At 46.4% G+C, this 19,349-nt stretch carries 19 protein-coding genes; 6 read left to right on the top strand and 13 right to left on the bottom strand.

The annotated features are described in order from the left end of the window. Nucleotides 1-20 precede the first annotated feature (20 nt). The 7 genes from rpsI to rpsM form a co-directional block, all read right to left on the bottom strand. Entirely contained in the window at nucleotides 21-434 is a 414-nt protein-coding gene (rpsI, locus tag PSE7367_RS15305; RefSeq protein ID WP_015166259.1) for a 30S ribosomal protein S9, read from the bottom strand. A 144-nt stretch (nucleotides 435-578) separates the two neighbouring features. After that, entirely contained in the window at nucleotides 579-1,046 is a 468-nt protein-coding gene (rplM, locus tag PSE7367_RS15310; RefSeq protein ID WP_015166260.1) for a 50S ribosomal protein L13, read from the bottom strand. 156 nt (nucleotides 1,047-1,202) lie between these two features. After that, nucleotides 1,203-2,030, bottom strand: a complete 828-nt coding sequence (truA, locus tag PSE7367_RS15315) for a tRNA pseudouridine(38-40) synthase TruA (protein WP_041699876.1) — start codon at nucleotides 2,028-2,030, stop codon at nucleotides 1,203-1,205. Nucleotides 2,031-2,074: 44 nt separating this feature from the next. Further along, nucleotides 2,075-2,425, bottom strand: coding sequence for a 50S ribosomal protein L17 (rplQ, locus tag PSE7367_RS15320; RefSeq protein WP_015166262.1), 351 nt, complete (start codon nucleotides 2,423-2,425; stop codon nucleotides 2,075-2,077). Nucleotides 2,426-2,500: 75 nt separating this feature from the next. Continuing rightward, entirely contained in the window at nucleotides 2,501-3,445 is a 945-nt protein-coding gene (locus PSE7367_RS15325) for a DNA-directed RNA polymerase subunit alpha (protein WP_015166263.1), read from the bottom strand. Nucleotides 3,446-3,617: 172 nt separating this feature from the next. Then, a complete protein-coding gene (rpsK, locus tag PSE7367_RS15330; protein WP_015166264.1) occupies nucleotides 3,618-4,013 on the bottom strand; it encodes a 30S ribosomal protein S11 in 396 nt (131 codons plus the stop codon). Nucleotides 4,014-4,134: 121 nt separating this feature from the next. Next, nucleotides 4,135-4,512 (bottom strand): 30S ribosomal protein S13, encoded by a 378-nt coding sequence (gene rpsM / locus PSE7367_RS15335; RefSeq protein ID WP_015166265.1) that lies wholly within the window; start codon nucleotides 4,510-4,512, stop codon nucleotides 4,135-4,137. 560 nt (nucleotides 4,513-5,072) lie between these two features. On the opposite strand from rpsM, the gene PSE7367_RS15340 reads away from it, so the two are divergent. Continuing rightward, nucleotides 5,073-5,297, top strand: coding sequence for a hypothetical protein (locus PSE7367_RS15340; RefSeq protein ID WP_015166266.1), 225 nt, complete (start codon nucleotides 5,073-5,075; stop codon nucleotides 5,295-5,297). A 30-nt stretch (nucleotides 5,298-5,327) separates the two neighbouring features. On the opposite strand, the gene PSE7367_RS20620 is transcribed toward PSE7367_RS15340, so the two are convergent. Next, the gene (locus PSE7367_RS20620) at nucleotides 5,328-7,214 is read right to left on the bottom strand and encodes a protein kinase domain-containing protein (RefSeq protein WP_015166267.1); all 1,887 of its coding nucleotides are present in this window, start codon (nucleotides 7,212-7,214) and stop codon (nucleotides 5,328-5,330) included. A gap of 184 nt (nucleotides 7,215-7,398) precedes the next feature. Beyond that, nucleotides 7,399-8,880, bottom strand: coding sequence for a mechanosensitive ion channel domain-containing protein (locus PSE7367_RS15350; protein WP_015166268.1), 1,482 nt, complete (start codon nucleotides 8,878-8,880; stop codon nucleotides 7,399-7,401). 447 nt (nucleotides 8,881-9,327) lie between these two features. On the opposite strand from PSE7367_RS15350, the gene cobU reads away from it, so the two are divergent. Then, entirely contained in the window at nucleotides 9,328-9,873 is a 546-nt protein-coding gene (gene cobU / locus PSE7367_RS15355; protein ID WP_015166269.1) for a bifunctional adenosylcobinamide kinase/adenosylcobinamide-phosphate guanylyltransferase, read from the top strand. On the opposite strand, the gene PSE7367_RS15360 is transcribed toward cobU, so the two are convergent. Continuing rightward, complete coding sequence (locus PSE7367_RS15360) at nucleotides 9,870-10,958, bottom strand: glycosyltransferase family 4 protein (protein WP_015166270.1); 1,089 nt, start codon at nucleotides 10,956-10,958, stop codon at nucleotides 9,870-9,872. The genes cobU and PSE7367_RS15360 overlap by 4 nt on opposite strands. Nucleotides 10,959-11,752: 794 nt before the next feature. On the opposite strand from PSE7367_RS15360, the gene PSE7367_RS15365 reads away from it, so the two are divergent. Beyond that, a complete protein-coding gene (locus PSE7367_RS15365) occupies nucleotides 11,753-12,139 on the top strand; it encodes a VOC family protein (RefSeq protein ID WP_015166271.1) in 387 nt (128 codons plus the stop codon). A 62-nt stretch (nucleotides 12,140-12,201) separates the two neighbouring features. Here PSE7367_RS15365 and PSE7367_RS15370 read toward each other — a convergent pair whose 3' ends face one another. Further along, the gene (locus tag PSE7367_RS15370; protein WP_041698537.1) at nucleotides 12,202-12,567 is read right to left on the bottom strand and encodes a VOC family protein; all 366 of its coding nucleotides are present in this window, start codon (nucleotides 12,565-12,567) and stop codon (nucleotides 12,202-12,204) included. 235 nt (nucleotides 12,568-12,802) lie between these two features. On the opposite strand from PSE7367_RS15370, the gene PSE7367_RS15375 reads away from it, so the two are divergent. Beyond that, nucleotides 12,803-13,654, top strand: coding sequence for a hypothetical protein (locus PSE7367_RS15375; protein WP_015166273.1), 852 nt, complete (start codon nucleotides 12,803-12,805; stop codon nucleotides 13,652-13,654). Between the two features lie 256 nt (nucleotides 13,655-13,910). Then, on the top strand, nucleotides 13,911-14,240 hold the full coding sequence (gene hisI, locus PSE7367_RS15380; protein WP_041699879.1) for a phosphoribosyl-AMP cyclohydrolase: 330 nt from the start codon (nucleotides 13,911-13,913) through the stop codon (nucleotides 14,238-14,240). A 289-nt stretch (nucleotides 14,241-14,529) separates the two neighbouring features. Here hisI and PSE7367_RS15385 read toward each other — a convergent pair whose 3' ends face one another. Beyond that, the gene (locus PSE7367_RS15385) at nucleotides 14,530-15,129 is read right to left on the bottom strand and encodes a hypothetical protein (protein WP_015166275.1); all 600 of its coding nucleotides are present in this window, start codon (nucleotides 15,127-15,129) and stop codon (nucleotides 14,530-14,532) included. A 478-nt stretch (nucleotides 15,130-15,607) separates the two neighbouring features. On the opposite strand from PSE7367_RS15385, the gene aroC reads away from it, so the two are divergent. Beyond that, nucleotides 15,608-16,684, top strand: a complete 1,077-nt coding sequence (gene aroC / locus PSE7367_RS15390; protein WP_015166276.1) for a chorismate synthase — start codon at nucleotides 15,608-15,610, stop codon at nucleotides 16,682-16,684. A gap of 41 nt (nucleotides 16,685-16,725) precedes the next feature. Here aroC and PSE7367_RS21250 read toward each other — a convergent pair whose 3' ends face one another. Then, entirely contained in the window at nucleotides 16,726-18,807 is a 2,082-nt protein-coding gene (locus PSE7367_RS21250; RefSeq protein WP_015166277.1) for a serine/threonine-protein kinase, read from the bottom strand. Nucleotides 18,808-19,349: the final 542 nt, after the last annotated feature.

Below are 19,349 nucleotides of genomic sequence, written 5' to 3' on the forward strand. Positions count from 1 at the left end.
AAATCGAGCAAACGGCCAATCTATCGTTTTGAGAATTGAGGCGCTTTGCGGGCTTTCTTCAAACCATACTTCTTCCGTTCCTTGGCGCGTGGATCGCGGGTGAGATAGCCTTCTGCTTTGAGGGGGCCACGATTTTCAGGCGCAAGTTCACATAGGGCTCTGGCCACACCCATACGGATCGCTTCCGCTTGGCCAGTAACACCACCACCATGAGCATTAACCAGAATGTCGTAATCATTTTCCAAGCCCAAAACTTCTAGGGGGGCTTTTGCGCCACTAATATACTTGGGATTAAATTGCAGATAGAGATCGCCAGGCTTGCCGTTCACGGTAACGTTACCACTACCAGGCACTACTCTAACTCTGGCTACAGATCTTTTCCGGCGACCTGTGCCCCAATAAACTACTCGATTTGATTGATCGCCACTTTGCATTGACTACTTGCTCCGATTATCCAATTAATTGCTTTTTTGATTGCTTAGTAAATATTGTTGCGGATTTATTGCTTAATGCTGGCAAAACTTCAGTAGCTTCAGTATTACCTGTGATACCAGAAATTAAACATTAGCTAGCTAAACCTACTTACCACCAGGAATAGTATTAACTTCCAAAACCTGAGGTTGCTGAGCTTCATGGGGATGGCTGTCGCCCTTATAAACCTTGAGCTTTCTAAATAGCTGGCGACCAAGGGAGTTCTTCGGTAGCATCCCTTTGACAGCTTGTTCAATAATTCGCTCTGGGATCCGCTTAATTAGCTTGTCGAAGGTTTCTTCTTTCATCCCACCGGGACGACCAGAGTGACGACGATAGAGCTTTTGAGTGAACTTACGCCCGGTCACTTCTACTTGATCGGCATTGAGCACAATCACAAAGTCGCCATTGTCGGCATGGGGGGTGTAGGTGGGTTTATTTTTGCCGCGCAGGATGTTGGCGATCACAACCGCCAATCTACCAAGGCGTTTGCCCTTAGCATCTACGACATACCAATTGCGCTCCACATCTTTAGGAACGAAGGTGCGATTGTGGTCTAGCGTGGGTGTACTCATAGCTTCGATCGATTTTCTACTCGTGATTAGTGGGTTGGTGGTTAGGTGATTAACTTATGCTTTGGTAATTTTAGAAGTCGGGGGAATCTTTGCGCTTGGATTGAAGCAATAAACTCTAGCAGCTTATTGTTTGCATATCTTGTCCTCATCCTGTCCTCATCCTGGCACCAGATACATCTGACGCTGATTAGGATCACCGATCGCCTCAGTTGCGGTTGCCATGAATGGGTTGTCTGGATAGCCAATCTGCAGCAAACAAAGACCTTGTGGTGGAGCTGCATACTTAATGGCGCTGCGCTGCCGCTTTTGCCAGATATTGGTAAATTCAGCAACGCTCAAACGCGATCGCCCAACATCTACCAAAGTACCCACCAGAAGACGCATCATACCATATAAAAAGCCACTTGCCTGCACTTCGATGTAAATAAAATCTTGGTCGCGCCAGCAAATTGCTTCATGAACATTGAGGCGGGAGTGGGCTCGCTTAGAACCTGCCCTTTGAAAGGCGGCTAAGTCTTGCTCACCAATCATTGGTGCTAGAGCCTGCTGGATTAAATCCCGATCGAGCCGATCGCGGTAGAAATGCCAGCTATAGTCCTGAATAAACAGATTGGGCAATTTCGCCGTATAGATTACATAGCGGTAACGTCGCCAACTAGCTGAGAATCGCGCATGCCAACTGGGACTAACTGCCACCGATTCGCGCACCAGGATGTTTTCAGGCAATCGATCGCTCAAAACCTTAGCCCACTTATGGGCTGGAATTGGGCTGCTGGTGTCAAAATGGGCTACCTGGGCGGCGGCATGAACTCCGGTATCAGTGCGGCCAGCGGCATGAAGCACAATTTTGTCACCACAAACCTGAGTTAGCAGATTTTCGATCGTTTCCTGCACACTAGGTTCATTAGTCTGGCGTTGCCAACCATTGTAACCATTACCTAGATACTGGATTTTTAGGGCGATCCGCTGCTTAGGCTTGGGCATATTTGCGCTTTCCACAGCCATCTACCCAAATTAGCCTGCATTCATTAAACCAACTCGATGATCGCCATTTCGGCATTATCACCCTTGCGCCGCACGGTACGGATAATTCTGGTATAGCCGCCACTGCGCTCACCATAGCGATCGGGCACTTGCTCAAATAGGTTGTAAACCAACTGCTTGTCATAGAGATAACTCAAGACCTGACGACGGGCATGGAGGGAACCATCCTTAGCCAGGGTGATCATCTTTTCAACTGTGGTTCTTACCGCTTTGGCTCTGGCCTTGGTGGTTTTAATTTGACCATGACGAATTAGTTCCGTGGTCAGCGATCGCAACAGGGCTTTACGCTGGTCAGCAGGTCTTCCTAATTCGGGGGTACGGCAACGATGTCGCATGATTCTTGTCTCTTACTAAAGCTAAAGCTATTTAACTGGTTTACTTAAACTAAATATATTGGTCGGCCGCCGGCTCTACACTGCCTTGGGCGGCTTTTCTTTTGGGAGGGTTAGCCCCAGATGATCCTTAAGCGCATCGATTACTTCTTCTGCCGATTTCTGGCCAAAGTTCTTGATCTCCATCAAGTCTTCTTCGGTATATTCCAACAAATCAGCCACGGTGTTAATTTGAGCGCGCTTGAGGCAATTATAAGCACGTACCGAAAGCTGCAATTCTTCGATGTGAATCTGGTTATTCTGGTTCTCTTCGGTCACTTCATCAGCCTTGGGCTGAACCAGGGTAATTTCCTGCAGTGGCATGAATAGATCAACCAGAATGCTAGCAGCTTGGGAAAGTGCTTCTTGGGGGGTAAGGCTACCGTTGGTGGAGATTTCCATAATCAAGCGATCTTTGGCAATGCCGCCGATCTGCATGTCTTCGACGGTATAGCGTACCTTTTCCACTGGCATAAACACGGCATCGAGCTGCAAGAAGTCGATCGAGGAGATCTCATCTTTGCTGCGATCGACAGCGCGATAGCCTTTACCAATTTCAATCTTGAACTCCATCTCCAGGGTGGCCCCATCAGAGAGGGTGGCAACATACTGATCTGGATTAATTACCTCCACTTCAGAGGGCAAGACAAAATCCGCCGCCGTCACATTACCCGGCTCTCTGACAATCAAGCGGCCAATCTGGGGGTCATAGGTGTGGGACTTGAGCACGATTTCTTTCATGTTCAACATCAAGTCCAACACATCCTCGCGCACACCAGGGATGGTCATAAATTCATGGTTCACACCAGCGATCCGCACCGCTGTGACTGCTGCCCCATCAAGGTTCGACAACAGAACACGTCGCAGGGCATTACCGATCGTGATCCCTTGGCCACGATCCAACGGCTCTAATACAAAGCGGCTATATTGCCCATTGTCACGGCCTGTATATGTTTCTACGCACTCTACTTGGAAATTAGCCATATGTCTGGAAAATTTAGGTCTGCAATAAGTTGGCGATCGCAAAACAAACAAGCATATCTAAGCCATAACTAAAAGCTAATGAATTATCTGATTAATTTGGCTTAAAGCTTGAATAACTTGCAAACAAGCAGTCTCTGGAGTAATTCGACAATTAACAGATAAACAAGTGTAACTAAACCCGTCGCCGTTTGGGGGGGCGGCAGCCATTGTGGGGAATAGGCGTGATATCACGAATCAAGGTGATTTCAAGACCTGCCCCTTGCAAGGCACGCACCGCTGTTTCACGACCCGATCCTGGCCCGGACACCATTACTTCTACCTGACGCATACCATTGTCGATCGCGCGACGAGCCGCACCTTCTGAGGCAGTTTGAGCAGCATAGGGAGTACCTTTTTTGGCACCCTTAAAACCACTGGAACCAGCCGAAGCCCATGAGATTACATCACCGGCAGTGTCAGTAATCGTGACGATCGTATTGTTAAAAGTTGATTGAATATAGGCAATACCATTGGGTACATTACGCTTTTGCTTACGGGTACTGCCGCGACGGGGTGTTTGACGAGCCATAATTTAGTTTCTTGTCGATTCTGCTTAGTCTTGCTAGTTATAGTTTTGGGACTTAATACACTTAACTTAATACACTTAAAAATACATTTAGAGATACATTTAAGCGCTTATCTTTAAATGCTTACCTTGGCGCTTTCTTCTTACCTGCCACAGTGCGACGCACGCCACGGCGGGTACGGGCATTAGTTCTAGTCCGTTGACCCCGAACTGGTAATCCCATCCGATGCCTTCTGCCACGATAGGTACCAATATCAACTAGGCGCTTGATGCTCAGACCTTCTAATCGGCGTAGATCACCTTCAACCTGATAGTTGCTTTCCACTTCCTGACGCAGAGAGGTTACCTCACTATCGCTGAGATCCTTGGATCTGGTATCTGGGTTGATCCCAGTTGCCGCCAAAATCGCGCGTGAACTGGTCAGGCCAATCCCATAGATATAGGTAAGGGCTACCTCAATTCGTTTATCGCGGGGAATATCAACCCCTGCTATACGAGCCACTGTCTAACTTTCTCCCTTAATTACTGCCAATATACTTGCTCTATGTTTAATTATTGATTTAAATATGCTTGCTGCTTGATGTTCACTGCTTGCATTGGGGCGATCGATTAGCTCCAAACATACCTATACCTAAACATACAAAAACAACGCCTTAATGCTATTAAACATCTAGCGTAGATCTAGAACTATGCAATAAGCCTTAGCAAGCAATACATTTTAAACAAATTAGAATGGCGTGTCAATTTATATTATTAAGTTTGTATTATTAAGAAAATATTTTTGCCTGAGCCGATCGCCTAAGCTGATGAGCCAAGCATTTATGCTTCAAGCTGGCCAAAAACATTACCAAAAACCAAATTATCCTGTAGTTATGTACTAGACTTAACAAAGTTTTAATTTCTCTTGGGTGAAGCTAGGTGTGAACTAGCTCTTAACACTCAGTTTCGCTATGATGAGAAAAACACACCCATCATAGTTGCCCAGGTCGGATTATAAATATTCGCCCGGTTTATCCATCTCAACGTATCAAAACAGTATCAAAACATAGGACAGATAGTGCTATGGCAGAAACCGCAGGAAACTCAGAAGCCAAAAAGACCAACTCGGATATTGAACTAGATCCAGCCCTGTTGGCCGAGTTGTCAGAGGTAACCAATGATCCAAATCAAGTAATTGATACGGCGATCAGACAATGGTTACAGCGACGGGCGATCAAAGAAGCTGAACGCTCTAGACCAATGATGGTAAATCCAGTAGTGCCGCCACGCGGTGAATGGAATGATTAAGCTTTTTAATTAACTACTAGAAGTTAACTACTAAAGACAGCGTAAAATAACCTGTTCATTGTGATCAAAGCTTTGGCGACTGGCTTCCCGCAGTGGAATTGGTAAATGACCATCCGGTGGGGCTTGGAAATCAGGTAAATGGCCATCCACATATTCCCAACGACTAGCTTCTCGATCGTAGCGGGTATCCACCAGCCAAGTGCCACTAATGGTACGCCAACCAAGTTGGGCATACATTTTTTGCCAGTCTTGATCAGCCGCTTCATAAATGCGTTTTTGGGCAGAGAAACCCAGTTTGCCACCACTAGCGTCATCCCATAGCTCATCGATCAACACCACATCCACGCAGGAAAGGGCAGCTAATTCATCAGGATGGTAGGTGCCATCTGCATGGGATTCTCTGCCTGCCGCCTTCAGCAGTAGTTCATAGGTATGGCGATCGGCACTTTGCCAGTCTTGTTGTGCCAGGCTCTGGCGCAGTTGGTCATAATTGAGATTGTTGGTGAACTTGGCTGGAGCGCTAGCCAGCAAGTTGGGTTCACTTGGCGAGGCGATCGCAATATCTAGCCCATCATCTAACCCAGAAGCAGGTATCTCGGTCGGTAAATTTGCTGATTCAGTCAGATTCATATCTGTAGCCTTAACTGATGAAGGATTCTGGCGATTCTGGCGATCGTAGGAATCACTATCCATATCTGCTGGCGGGTTTGTTTCAACCTGGCGATCGGTTGCTAACAAATCTAAGTTTTGTTCAATATTTTGATCAAGATTTTGATCAAGGTCTAGGTTGCTAGAGCGCTCATTGGTCTGATTACTCTGATCATAAGAACTCTGATCATAAGGACTAGGAATACTTGAAACAGATTGGTCTGCAGAAATTGCCCTGAATGAGAATACCGAGATCAAGGCGATCGCTAAGGCTCCTACCCCACCAGCAAAGCGCCAATGCTTGGTTAATGTATTTTGAATCTTGTGCCCTTGCGCCCAAAAACTGGGCAGATCTATGGCATTAGAGGGATTAGACTGATTGACTTTAGCCGATAACGAGAGTGAGCCGGGATTGGCTTGGCTAATGGCGATCGCAGAACTAGGGCTGAGATTGGCCAAAGCGGTGACTACTTGATCAGTAGTTTGATAGCGCTGGGTTTGCTCATAGGCAATCATCTGGTCAACCACTTGTGCCAATGGGGCAGAGATCGAAGCAACTGAAACGTACGATCGCCAATCCAGGTCGCCATTGGGTTGCCGTTTGAACTGGCTGGGATGCATTCCCGTGAGAGCCTGAAGCGCCAGCATTCCCAGCGCATAAATATCACTATTAGGACAAGAGTTACCCTGCTCTTGTTCAGAGGGCATAAACCCCGGCGTACCGATCGGCATTGTCACCGGGCGATGAGCCTGGGAATTTAATAACTGGTTCTGGATTTGTTTGACCGTGCCAAAATCAATCAAAACCAACTTGCCATCAACATGACGACGGATCAGATTATCTGGCTTGATATCCCGGTGAATTACACCACAGCTATGCACATAGGCCAAAATTTCCAGCACATCCAGAACTAGTTTGATTACCCTGGGCTCAGGCAGCTTGCCGCCAGGCAAAAGTTCACTGCTAAGCGGGTGGCCTGCCACAAACTCTTGCACCAGATAAAATTCTTGTTCTTCCTCAAAATAAGCATAGAGCCGGGGAATTTGGTCATGCTGACCAAGCCGTTGCAATGTTTCTGCTTCAGCCTTGAATAATTCCAGTGACTTTTTGAGAAAATAAGGATCGCTGATCGCTGGGTTAAAATGCTTAACTACACAATTGGGATGGCCAGGAAGCCGCATGTCTTCCGCCAAATAAGTTTGTGCAAAGCCCCCCGCCGCAAGTTCCTTAACTACCTTGTAGCGTCCGTCTAATATTTGTCCCAACATGTTTCCTGCCAAACATACCTTGAACCAGAGTAATAGCCTGTCTCGATAATTCCCTGATTGCGCTAGATACTTAAAGCTGGTTGATAAAAATTTATCGGCTAATTAGCTTAAGTGTAGTGTCTTAGTCTACATTGTACAAAATTTTAATGTTTTAATCTAACCTATTGCCCACTATTGCTCGCTATTACCAGGTACTGGTATCTAGATCTAGTTTAAACAATCGCTTCAACCGCTTGCGCACCCACTCCACCGGATTTTTATCATCCTCATCTGCCCCCACTAAACCCATTGCCCGTAATTGATCTTGACGCTCGGCCAGTTCATCTTTACGTTTACCCAACTCCTGGACAATGTTTTCGGCCAAATCAGCATGGGCATGTAATAGTTTCTCGAAGCCGCGATGACTGATTACAAACACCATCGTTTCATCGATCGCCCGGATCGAGGCAGTACGCGGAATACTCAGCATCAGCGACAGTTCACCAAAAAATTCACCCACCCCCAACTCACACAAAGACTTATCGAGCTTTTGGACAAACACTTCAACCAGGCCAGACAGAATAATATAAAACGAATCGCCTGGATCGCCCTCGCGGAAAAGCACATCACCGGAATGCAATCGCCGCCGATAACCAATTTCAATCAGCTCCCGCAGCTCCAACTCAGAAAAATGCTCAAAATAGGCTACCCGCCGCAGTAGATCGCGCAATGGTAATGGCCGCGAAGCTGGCTCAACTGGCTGTCCTTCACTATTTAAGGGAGTAAGTGCAGGCAGTTCGGTTTTATGGCTAGCGCCATTGCGGAGAGATTCAGGGTTCTTGATCCATAGATCGCGCTGTGGGAAGGGAATCGAGATTCCTTGCTGGCGCAGATTATATTCAATAATAAAATTCAAAGAACTAATAATCGGGTCACGATCGTCGATTCGATTGATCCAAACTCGCAGCTCAAAATTGAGGGCACTATCACCAAAACCACGAAAGAACACCTTGGGAGCAGGATTGAGCAACACCGCCGGTTCCATGTAGGCAGAATCAAGCAGCGCCTCGGTTACTGCCACAGGATCGCTGCTGTAGTCTACCCCCACCGGCACCCGAATCCTGGCGGTAAAGCTGTCATAGCTCCAGTTTAGAACCCGATTTTCTACTAATTGGCTGTTGGGAACCACCACATCACCGCGATCGAGGGTGCGAATTATTGTCGATCGGATTGAAATTTCCCGCACATAGCCTTCTAGGCCATCAAACTCCACAAAATCACCTACCTTGAGTTTGCGCTCTAGCAAAATTGTTACGCCACTCACAAAGTTTTTGGTTACATCCTGGAAACCAAAACCAATACCAATACCCAAACCACCAGCCAGCACTGCCAAGGAAGCAATATTAATACCGATCGTTTGCAGTACCATCACCGCCGCGATCGCACCAATGCCATAGCTAAGGATGGCCGAGACAATTTCCCGATTGCTGGAATCAAAACCTGCTCTACTGAGTACCCGATTGCGCAAAAATTGTCGCAGAGTACGCGCCAGAATGAAGATGATAACTAAATAAAAGCAAAGCAGCAGAAAGGAGGTGATCGAAATATCGGTGTTGCCAAGGGTAAATAGTGGCGTTTTAAGGATGTCTAAAAATTCTTCAACGAAATTCTGGATGCCTTGGAACATTGAAATTGCCTAGTTACCTAAAATTTTTGCAGTATTTAGTGATGTAGCGGTTACCTATACCATTATTATCTAAGCAATGAATTTTATTATCTAAGCAATGAATTTCGCTAAGCGTCTTTTTGCACATTGTCAGAAAAAATGCGCCCCCAGGCCATCGCCCAGAAACGCACCGAAGATCCCAATAAACTAATTGGAATAACACTCAATTACTCCCTTAACAGTTACTATATTCAGCTAAAAACCCTGTGCGGGATAGGTTCTCAGGACGTAAATAAAACTTATGTCCAAATCCCCCCTATGGGTGAATCGTGCTAATTCAAAAGTGATACCTGCGCTAATTTGCGATCGTGAGCCAGGGATAGGAAATACCTGGAAGCAAATAAATTAGTCTTTACGACGAGATCCTTAGCCAATCATTTGATCGCTGAAGACTTAACTAAAACAGAAATGATTACCCTAGTGATCGGTGCGGCAAGTTCTGGCAAAAGTGAGTGGGCGGAGTTGCTGGCAACCCGATCGCCCCAGCCGATTATTTATATCGCCACTGGGGTAAGCGATCCCAATGATCCACAATGGCAGGCCAAGATCCAACGCCATCGGGAACGTCGCCCAGATAGCTGGAATGCTTTGGAAGTACCGATCGATCTGGCACAGGCAATTAGCGATCTACAATCAACCAAGCCAGATAATTACTTGCTGATTGATTCGTTGGGTACATGGCTGGCAAATTTGCTCGATCGGGACGAGGAGCAGTGGGCAGCGATCGAACAGGAGTTTTTAGCAACTCTGCAAGCTTCTAAGCTAGAAATCACTCTGGTGGCAGAAGAGGTGGGCTGGGGCGTGGTTCCGGCCTACGAGTTGGGTAGGGTGTTCCGCGATCGGCTGGGGAAATTATCGCGCAAGGTGGGGGCAATCAGCGATCGGGTGTTTCTGGTGGTGGGTGGTCATGCGATCGATATTAAAAAGCTGGGGGAGCGATTGCCTTTTAATTAAAGATACCTGGCAAGAACCTCGATCGTTTGCCTCGCCGTCTTGTCCCAACTAAACAACTTCGCTCGCTCCAGGCCAGCCCGACTTAGCTCCGATCGCAAGTAATGCTCATGCACCAAGCGGGTCATCGCCGCCGCGATCGACATAGGCTTATGGGGATCGATCAAAATCGCCGCATCCCCCGTTACCTCCGGCAACGCCGACACATTCGAGGCAATTACCGGCGTACCGCAAGCCATCGCCTCCAGGGCAGGTAAACCAAACCCCTCCCAAAAGCTGGGAAAAACCAGCGCGATCGCCTGATTAATCAGCTTAGGCAGATCTTCATAGGGTACATAATCTAAAAACTTAATCCGCTGCCCCAGACCTGCACCCAACTCTAGCACCTGCATCCTCAGATTATTGGTGTAGCGATCGTCCTGGGGGCCGGCAATATGTAACTCATACTCCCAATGATCCGATTGCTTGGCAAACTCGGCGAACGCCGCAATCAAACCATGCACATTTTTGTGGGCATCATGCCGACCAATGTATAGAAAATAGTTTTTAGTTGGTATATTTAACGATCGAAAATTTTGGGCATCATAGGCCAGGGGCGTAGGCGTGATCTTAAAAGCAGGGAGATCAAAATATGTCATGATCTCATTGGCCGTACTCTCTGAGTTACACAAAATATGTTCTGCCTGCCACAGCACCCTCGGCACATAAAACTGGAAATAGAGTTTCAAACGCGAGAACCGCCGCCCAAACCGCAGCGGGATCAAGTCATGCGCCATCGTCACATAACGACATTTTGAGAACAAAGGCGCTTCGGGAATTGGCGCGAATAGTAAGTTAGCGTGATGGCGATTATAAATGCCAGGTAATTTAAACTGAGTCCACAGCAATCGGCGCAGATGACCTTTAGTCCCGTGATCGGCAGTAATATTTGCTGGGGTTTTGATTAAGTCAAAGTCAGCGATCGGTTGAGAGGTCAATAGAGTCGGGTTGAGGGATTGAAGCCGGGGATAAAGATTACTAGCATAAGTTGCCAACCCAGTTGGGTTTTTAATCAAAAACGACAAGTTAATTAGCAAAGAGTTATCCACTAGTTCACCGATTCATAACTTATTGATAACTCGCAGTCACTAAAATCCAAATATTCAAGTTATTTTGATCTGCTTAGCTGCATTGTGCATCTAATATTGCCGGCTCCCACTCTAATTTTGGGCTTCGATCGTTTATGGTAGAAATAATCGTGGCATTTCCAAATCTCGAACGTACTTAAGCAAGAAATGCATCCGAATTATTACTTATTAGTTTGACTGGATTTTGGATCGGAAAGCAAACTTAACAACATATTTTTGCAAATGACTATTAGTCTTAGCTTTTGATATTTATTTGATATTGAAAATATGGCAGATTGCTAGCCCCAAGCTCAAATATTTTCAATGCGATCGATAATCGACATGGCGATCGGCTAGGTTTAAACCAGCAAAATTTTTTAACTGGCGAGCTTACATATGGACATATGGAGCAATTGCGCGGCGACTGACTGCTGCCATATTAAGTAGAGTCTTAAGCCCCATCCTGCTTACTGCGGTTATGGCGTAGCTAAAAACAAATTATTGGCTGGCACTGCATTGTAGCCATAGCTAACCGTAAGACCAAAAACACTATTTGCGATCACTCAAGGATAGCCAAAGACAAGATCAGGCTACACAGGCTACAACGGACAAGAACTACAGTCTAAACCAGATCCGCACCAGATCCGCACCAAATACGCATAAGTGCTTAAGACATGTTTATGGCGATCTACGATCGTGCAAATAATCAAATTTACGCAGATTGGGACACTGCGTATAAATTCCATTGATAGCAGAATATAACAACAAATTTAATTATGGCATTCAAGTTCCAAGGAATCTACCCGATCGGTGATGCTGACCCACAAGCTATGCCAGTCAAAGATTGTGATTCTGCTGCCAAGTACTACACCGAAAAACTGGGGTTTCAAATTCGAGCCAGAATTACTTCGCCCGATCGAGCAATTATTGTGGGGCGCGACAACATTGACATCCGGCTGGTTGAAAATGGCCAAGACCCTTTGGCTCATAGCTGTTTCATTGCCACCGACAATGTTGATGCTGCCTATACATACATGCAAAATTTGGGATTGGATATTTCTAATCGCCGCACCGATCGAGATGGTGAAGATGTTTATGAAGTATTTTTCCTCAAAGATCCAGAGGGTCTATGCTATTGCATCGGTCAATCGATATCAGCCTAATGCTTTTGTAAGGGAGATCGTAAGAATGAGGTTCTAGACTGATTGACGATCAACTAAGACGATCAACTAATCTGGGCTAATTCAATTACATTCCCATCTGGATCATGGGTAAAAAGTGCCGATCGCCCCGAAGCACTGATCTGGACTGGGCAATTGTGGTCAATTAGGGTTTGTTTGGCAGCGGCTAGGTCTTGAACTGCAAAGGCCAGATGCCGATCGCGTCCCCATTTTTGCGGCAGGTTAAGAAGATTTTGATAGTTAGTATTTAGAATTAGGTGAATCTGATAATCACCAAGTTGATACCACGCACCCGGAAATTTTAGAACGCGATCGACCTTGGTCAAACCCAGCACCTGGCCATAGAATTGCTCTGCGGCAGCTAGATCAGATACCAGGATCGCCGTATGCAGACAGGCATTTATTTCCATCATTCACCAATTGAGTCAAGCTCTATGTTAATCATGAAATTAATTATAAGGTTACGAAAGATAGCGTAAGCGCAGCTAAATCGTTAGAATAGTTAGCACCAGTTTTCCTGCGTGGCGATCTCATCGGTTGGAGCGACTTAGTTGCTTTGACAATTAGACAATTATTGGTAAGCATCAGTAACATCAGAAATGTCCTAGTGCGATCGCATTGCCTATTCAATTAAGTTTTACGCCCATGTCCAGAGAAACCCCCAAGCAATGGTCATCTAGCCCCACCACCACCTCCGCCATCATTTTCCATCAACTGGGAGTGTGGCTGGCATTGATGGTCAATGCGATCCAGAAGATTCCTGCCTGGCTCCTGATCTGCGGTGGCCTGCTAGCGCTGTTGGTGTGGAACTGGCAGCTAGTAATCGCTACTTTAGCGGGGATGGCAATCATGGGAATTGCTTATTTGGCACAGGATTGGGATTGGCAGCATTTTTGGTTTGGCTTGCAGCGATCGGTTGATGTGCCAACCCAAAAATTCACCGTCGCGGCGGCGGCGGGGGTAAGCACCGTATTGTTGGCATATACCACCCTGGCGATCTGGAGTGGGGTTGAGAACCACTGGTTGGCACTGGCATTTGTGTTGCAGTTGATCGCCACCCTGTCAGTTCTGGCTCTAGTTACTAAGCAGGGGCTGAATAACTGGCTGACCCAAGAGCGCGATAGCATTGAACGCTTTGTTTATATGTTGGCGGCTCCCGATCATCTGGAGCGATTGATTGCGGTGCGGCAACTGGCTGAAGCAGTCCAACAAAACCGCTTTTCCCTGTCTCAAGAGCGGGCGATCGCGGAATATTGCCAGGTTTTACTGGAACGGGAAACTGTGCCCAGCGTGCGAGATGCGGCCTTAGAAACTCTGGATTTGTTGAACTACACCACTTGCCAGCCGAATAGTAATGGTACATCGGGCGATCGCAAGATTCCTTGCAATATGCCGGAACCTTTACCCACAAATAGCCGGGAAGCTGAGACCCAAATCGATCGCCGTGGCTTGCACGTCCAAATGCATACACCAACACAAGTCGATCGCCCTTCCTAGCTCCTAGCAACCACTTCAGAATAATATGGTCTTTAAGTATAAGTAAGCAACTATCTATTGAGAACGCCTTGCTTATGGCCTATTGTTTGCCTATTCACGCTAATTTGCCGGAATCAAATCCATGTCAATCGATCGCACTGGCTCAAATTCACTCACTCAAAATCTCCAGCAACAAATCAATGCCCAGAGCAATAATCAGGCAAACTTAGCCCAGAACCTAAATCCCAACGATCGCCCTAGCTACCCAAAAGCCGCCCTGATTGAACAAACCCTGGCAAAAATAAAGTTCAACCCCCAGGGATTAATCCCAGCGATCGCCCAGGATGCAGAAGATGGCACAGTCTTGATGATGGCCTGGATGAATGCGGAGTCCTTGGCGTTGAGTATCGAAACCGGTGAAGTGCATTACTGGAGTCGATCGCGGCAGGAACTTTGGCACAAGGGCGCTACCTCTGGACACATTCAAAGAATCAAAGCTATGTATTATGATTGCGATGCGGATGCTCTATTAGTGAAGATTGAGCAAATTGGTGATGTGGCTTGCCATACTGGAGCCAGGAGTTGCTTTTTTAATCAGATTCTTTAGTCTGGATTGACTTCAAGCAATTAATTTTCTGCTCAAGGCAAGACCAGCGATCGATGATTTGCCGATGTCCATGTAGCGCTTCAGTCATTCTCGATCGAATCAATCAGATTAAGATCATAAAAGCCCCATTTGTTAAGTAACACTACTTCAAACAGGGCTGATATGGAAATAATCAAAGCTAAAAAGTTTTAAATTAAAGTTGATTATAAAAATAGCGATCGGCTAGACACTATTCTGACATTAGCCAAAATCTAGCTTGATTCTGACATGCTTTGAATAATGGCAAAAATTAGCGCTTCTTAATACCCTTGGCCATATTCCGGAACATGTCCATGTTGGTATCGGTTTTCACTTTCGTATTAGGCGTGAAGCTAGGCTGATTTCCAAAAGATGAAGCTGATGTCGCAGTTTCAGCCGGCTTGGAGTCAGTTTCGCCCTTCTCTTCGGTTAGATTAGAAACAACCACTTCGATCTCAGCACCTTCTGATTGACCAGGTGCTTTCGGGAAAGATTTTTTAATCGCCTTGGCAGTGCGCATGTAGTCGATATCACCAAAAGTCTTGGCATCATCAGCACTCAAGAAAAACTCACCAGGGCCAGCATTTTGTTGGACGCTGCGAGCTGGTTGAGGCTTGTTGGCTTTCTTCTCTTTGGGCTTCTTGTCACCATCGCTGCTTAGCAAACCAGACAGATTGCTTAACAAACCAAACGGATTTAAACCACCTTTGTTTTCTTTTTTCTTAGCTTTGGCGGCGGGTTTCTCGGCCTTTGGCGCAGCAGTTTCTACTTTTGCGGAAGCGGCAGGGACTTCTGCATTAGGTGCAGCATTTTTGCCACTGGGCTTTGCCTTGGTTGAGCCCTTGAACATATTCTTAAGTTTTTCTAACATATTTACCTACCCAATTTTTAAAATTGTTTATTTATGTTAAATATTAGCAAACATTGTCACAATTATTAAGAAGTATAAATACTCATTCCTCGTTGGGTTGACAAAATCCTTAATGCTTATGCATATTCTCTGGCAAGGTTTTTAGCGATCTTTGCGACTATGGCAGATTGTTCCACCAATTGTTGCTTTTTTGACCAAGGTGTTTGAGTAAACACTACGATCGCTGCAATAGGTAAGGGTTATCGACTGTTGCTCCTAGCAGCTTTTTCAGTAGCCGAGGATTGAGGATTCACTTCGCAAGGCCAATTGTCTAGAGCTTATGGCCAAAGACTAGGTACGATGTCTTGCATAACAAATCATCTAGCATTAAGGCATCTAGTATCTAAGTATTCAATGTATCCAGTGATTAAATTATTGATTGAGCGATCTATTGCTTAAGATGAGAACTAGAACTAAATTCAAGCAATAGATAACATTAATGGGCAGTACATTCGGGCAACTATTTAAAATCTCCACCTTCGGCGAGTCGCATGGTGGTGGCGTGGGCGTAGTAATTGATGGGTGTCCCCCACAGATTGAAATCAGCCCAGAGGAAATTCAATTTGACTTAGATCGCCGTCGTCCTGGCCAAAGCAAGATCACTACCCCGCGCAAAGAGGCCGATCGCTGCGAGATTCTGTCTGGTGTGTTTGAGGGCAAAACCCTGGGTACTTCGATCGCCATTCTGGTGCGCAACAAAGACCCGCGCCCACAGGATTACCAGGAAATGGCCACCAAATTTAGACCCTCCCACGCAGATGCTACTTACCAAGCTAAATATGGCATTCGCAATTGGCAAGGCGGCGGTCGGGCTTCGGCCAGGGAAACGATCGGCAGGGTAGCCGCAGGGGTGATCGCCAAGAAAATCCTCAAGCAAGTGGCGGGGATCGAAATTGTGGCCTATGTGACCAGGATTAAGGATTTAGAAGTGGCGATCGACTCTAATAAGGTCACCCTGGCACAAGTAGAAAGCAATATGGTGCGCTGCCCCGATCCCGACATGGCCGCGAAAATGATCAACCTGATCGACATGGTGCGACGGGATGGCAATTCGATCGGCGGCATAGTCGAGTGCGTGGCGCGGGGGATGCCCGTTGGCCTTGGTGATCCGGTGTTTGACAAACTGGAAGCAGACCTGGCCAAGGCGATCATGTCATTACCAGCCACCAAAGGATTTGAGATCGGCTCTGGGTTTGCCGGCACACTGCTAACTGGCCGCGAGCACAACGATGAGTTTTACATGCAAGGCGATCGGATTCGCACCAAAACCAACCGCTCCGGCGGCATCCAGGGTGGCATCTCCAATGGTGAAAATATTGTGATTCGGGCGGCATTTAAGCCCACAGCCACAATCATGCAAGCACAAGACACCGTGAATACCGCTGGCGAAGAAGTAACCCTGGCGGCCAAGGGTAGGCATGATCCCTGTGTATTGCCTCGTGCAGTGCCAATGGTAGAAGCAATGGTGGCGCTAGTATTGTGCGATCACTGGCTGCGGCAAAAGGCAGTTAGCTAGGGCTGGCCAGGACTGAACTCGATTATTCGATCGCTAAAAAATTAAAAAATAATATCGACTTCAAGCTGCTTGAGGTCAATTAAATAAACAGAACTATGGCGATCGCGCTGCTCTAATGGATCTGACCGATCGGACGGATCGGTACGCTCGGTATTATTTGGATCAGCCTGATTAGCTTCATTAGCATTAGTTAGAACTAGCAAAGTATGCATATTCAGCAAGCTGATTTTCAATACCTGCCCCCTCACCGTCAACCGCCCCACCCGATGACCAGATAAATCCAGCAGGTTCAAATTACTCTGGCCATTGCCCAGATCAGTAGCAATAATGCAACCCCAATCGGTAGGTGCGATCGCCATCGGTGCATAGTCCAAACGCAGACGATTAACTCGATAGGGGAATAGCTCCACCAAGCCCAGGTGATTAGTTTTTGCTTCTAATAAAATCAATCTGCCATTGGTGCAGTTGGCGACCGCCGCAGAAATGCGGTTGGGTAGTGGGTAGCGCCACAATAGGTTGCCACGTCTTGACACTAGGGCAATCTGGCTGAATTCACAATTATCCTGCTGGAGCAAAACTACCAGGTGGTGGCGATCGAAGGCGGTGATTGCACTGATCTGGACATTCGCCGTGGCTTTGGCAAAGTTGAGGCTAAAGGCACGATCGTTGCTCAGATTCTTTAGCTCTAACCTGCTCCCCTGCGCTAATGCCACCCAATCTGCGCGGGGTGAAACTGCTTTTAAGCAAGGTTGATTTGGCTGTAGTTCGGCAGCTCGATGAAGTAGTTGTGATTTGCGGCTGGTCGATTCGGGATTTGCAGGCAGCCCATAAACCGAATCACCAGTAAATATAAATAAACGATCGCCCCAAATGCTTAAATTTTCGATCGCTTGCTCAAAAGTAAGAGACGGGGCAAGGGAGCGATCGCGCAATTGATTCGCCAGACTAGCGATCGCTACTTTAATACCTGCAATACCTGCATTGGGATCACCATTAAGCTCGACTTGCTCCAACCGAAGTTGCCCATCTACTACGCCACAAATAGCAACCGATGCAACTGTGATAGGCAAATCATGTTCATTTGGGTTGGGCAAAATTGGCTTAGGTGTAGTTCCCAAAACCACCAATTCAGTTACATGGGCTGGTAGATCTCGCTTGAATACACGATCGCCCTGACGCTCCTTTTGCTGATCTTGTTTATCTAGTTTATCTAGATCGATCGGCGCTGGATAATTAGCTGGCAAAACTTCAACATCAAGTTGATCGATCGCGGCAAATGCCAATACTTGCGATAGGTTGGCTTTACTAACTTGGTCTGATTTCAGCGCCGCTACAATTGCCTCCTTCATCGCCAGGGCACTATTAAAACGTTTTCTCGGTAGCTTTTCGAGAGACTTGGCTACCACATCCCGCAAAGCGATCGGCAGCGTATCGGGAATCTGCACCCGCTGGTTAATATGCGCTCGCATCAACTCCGCCGGATTGCCAGAAAAAGGCCGCTTGCCCAGCAACACCTCATACAACATCACGCCGATCGCATAGAGATCCGAGGCGATCGAAAATTGTCCATAAAAGCGCTCTGGAGCCATATACCCCGGTGAGCCGGTATTATTATTCCCCTCATTATCAATTTCCTGGGCTAACTTGGCCACGCCAAAATCAGAGACCTTAGCCTGCCAACCTTTACTGGTTAACTTAAGCAATACATTCTCTGGCTTGAGATCGCAGTGAATAATATTACTCTGATGGGCATGGGCCAGACCTTGCAAAGTATCAATGATTAATTTAAGCCCCTGCAACGGAGTCAGGCCACCACTGTGGTTGAGCAAATCCCGCAATGTGCCTGCTTCGCAATATTCCATCACCAGGTAGCGATTGCCGCGACTGTGCTCGATCGCATAGCAAGAAACGATATTCGGATGTTGCAGAGTAAGCAAAAAGCGTAGTTCTCGCAAAAACTTACTGGTGGGGAAGCGATGCTGATCTAGCTCTTTGAGGGCAAAGATCTCTCCGGTCTTGCGGCTGCGAGCACAAAAAACCCGCCCAAATTGACCTCGCCCCACTAAACCCAGGGTGCGATATCGAGAAGTTGGCAATGAATAGGCGTTGGGGACTTTTGGCATGGAGCGATCGAAGGTCTCGGCTGATCAAACAATACTAGTTAATTAACAACATTCAAGATTAAAATTCTTGCAAAAGCCTGAATTTGTGATCGATATATATCGATATATAACGAGGCCTATCACAGAAACCCTGCAACTTTTATATTCTGGCTTAAATTATCCTGATTATCCTGAAGCTAGAGATTTGAGTTAGTTCAAATCAATCAAACCAATAATCAATAATCAATGGCACAGCAATAGTTATACATCACATCAGGTTAAGTAGGGATTCTAGCCCTAATCCTAATACTTAGATCATACCTAGACCAAAAATTTATTGTGGATTGTGGCGATCCAATCGTCATCAATTAAGAGTCTAGCGATCGATTATTAATTTTTAGTTATTTTAGGTTCAGAAATTCCATAATTGCAGGAATTAGCGGCAAATAGTTAATCTCTTTGTTAATTTCTCGATATGATAGAAGGGATAAAGTATACAAAATGTAATATAGTTTAGATCAATCTCTTTATGGCTATGGGCTTGAGCGGTTTTCCTAGCTACG

Source organism: Pseudanabaena sp. PCC 7367 (genome assembly GCF_000317065.1).
Taxonomy (GTDB): domain Bacteria; phylum Cyanobacteriota; class Cyanobacteriia; order Pseudanabaenales; family Pseudanabaenaceae; genus Thalassoporum; species Thalassoporum mexicanum.

Bases quoted from the DNA above. Each gene is read 5' to 3' on its own strand.
- aroC (WP_015166276.1), top strand. From the start codon at position 15,608: ATGGGCAGTACATTCGGGCAACTATTTAAAATCTCCACCTTCGGCGAG.
- PSE7367_RS21250 (WP_015166277.1), bottom strand. From the start codon at position 18,807: ATGCCAAAAGTCCCCAACGCCTATTCATTGCCAACTTCTCGATATCGC.
- cobU (WP_015166269.1), top strand. From the start codon at position 9,328: ATGATTACCCTAGTGATCGGTGCGGCAAGTTCTGGCAAAAGTGAGTGG.
- PSE7367_RS15350 (WP_015166268.1), bottom strand. From the start codon at position 8,880: ATGTTCCAAGGCATCCAGAATTTCGTTGAAGAATTTTTAGACATCCTT.
- PSE7367_RS20620 (WP_015166267.1), bottom strand. From the start codon at position 7,214: ATGTTGGGACAAATATTAGACGGACGCTACAAGGTAGTTAAGGAACTT.
- PSE7367_RS15370 (WP_041698537.1), bottom strand. From the start codon at position 12,567: ATGGAAATAAATGCCTGTCTGCATACGGCGATCCTGGTATCTGATCTA.
- PSE7367_RS15385 (WP_015166275.1), bottom strand. From the start codon at position 15,129: ATGTTAGAAAAACTTAAGAATATGTTCAAGGGCTCAACCAAGGCAAAG.
- rpsK (WP_015166264.1), bottom strand. From the start codon at position 4,013: ATGGCTCGTCAAACACCCCGTCGCGGCAGTACCCGTAAGCAAAAGCGT.
- PSE7367_RS15340 (WP_015166266.1), top strand. From the start codon at position 5,073: ATGGCAGAAACCGCAGGAAACTCAGAAGCCAAAAAGACCAACTCGGAT.
- rplM (WP_015166260.1), bottom strand. From the start codon at position 1,046: ATGAGTACACCCACGCTAGACCACAATCGCACCTTCGTTCCTAAAGAT.
- PSE7367_RS15365 (WP_015166271.1), top strand. From the start codon at position 11,753: ATGGCATTCAAGTTCCAAGGAATCTACCCGATCGGTGATGCTGACCCA.
- rplQ (WP_015166262.1), bottom strand. From the start codon at position 2,425: ATGCGACATCGTTGCCGTACCCCCGAATTAGGAAGACCTGCTGACCAG.
- PSE7367_RS15375 (WP_015166273.1), top strand. From the start codon at position 12,803: ATGTCCAGAGAAACCCCCAAGCAATGGTCATCTAGCCCCACCACCACC.
- truA (WP_041699876.1), bottom strand. From the start codon at position 2,030: ATGCCCAAGCCTAAGCAGCGGATCGCCCTAAAAATCCAGTATCTAGGT.
- PSE7367_RS15325 (WP_015166263.1), bottom strand. From the start codon at position 3,445: ATGGCTAATTTCCAAGTAGAGTGCGTAGAAACATATACAGGCCGTGAC.
- rpsI (WP_015166259.1), bottom strand. From the start codon at position 434: ATGCAAAGTGGCGATCAATCAAATCGAGTAGTTTATTGGGGCACAGGT.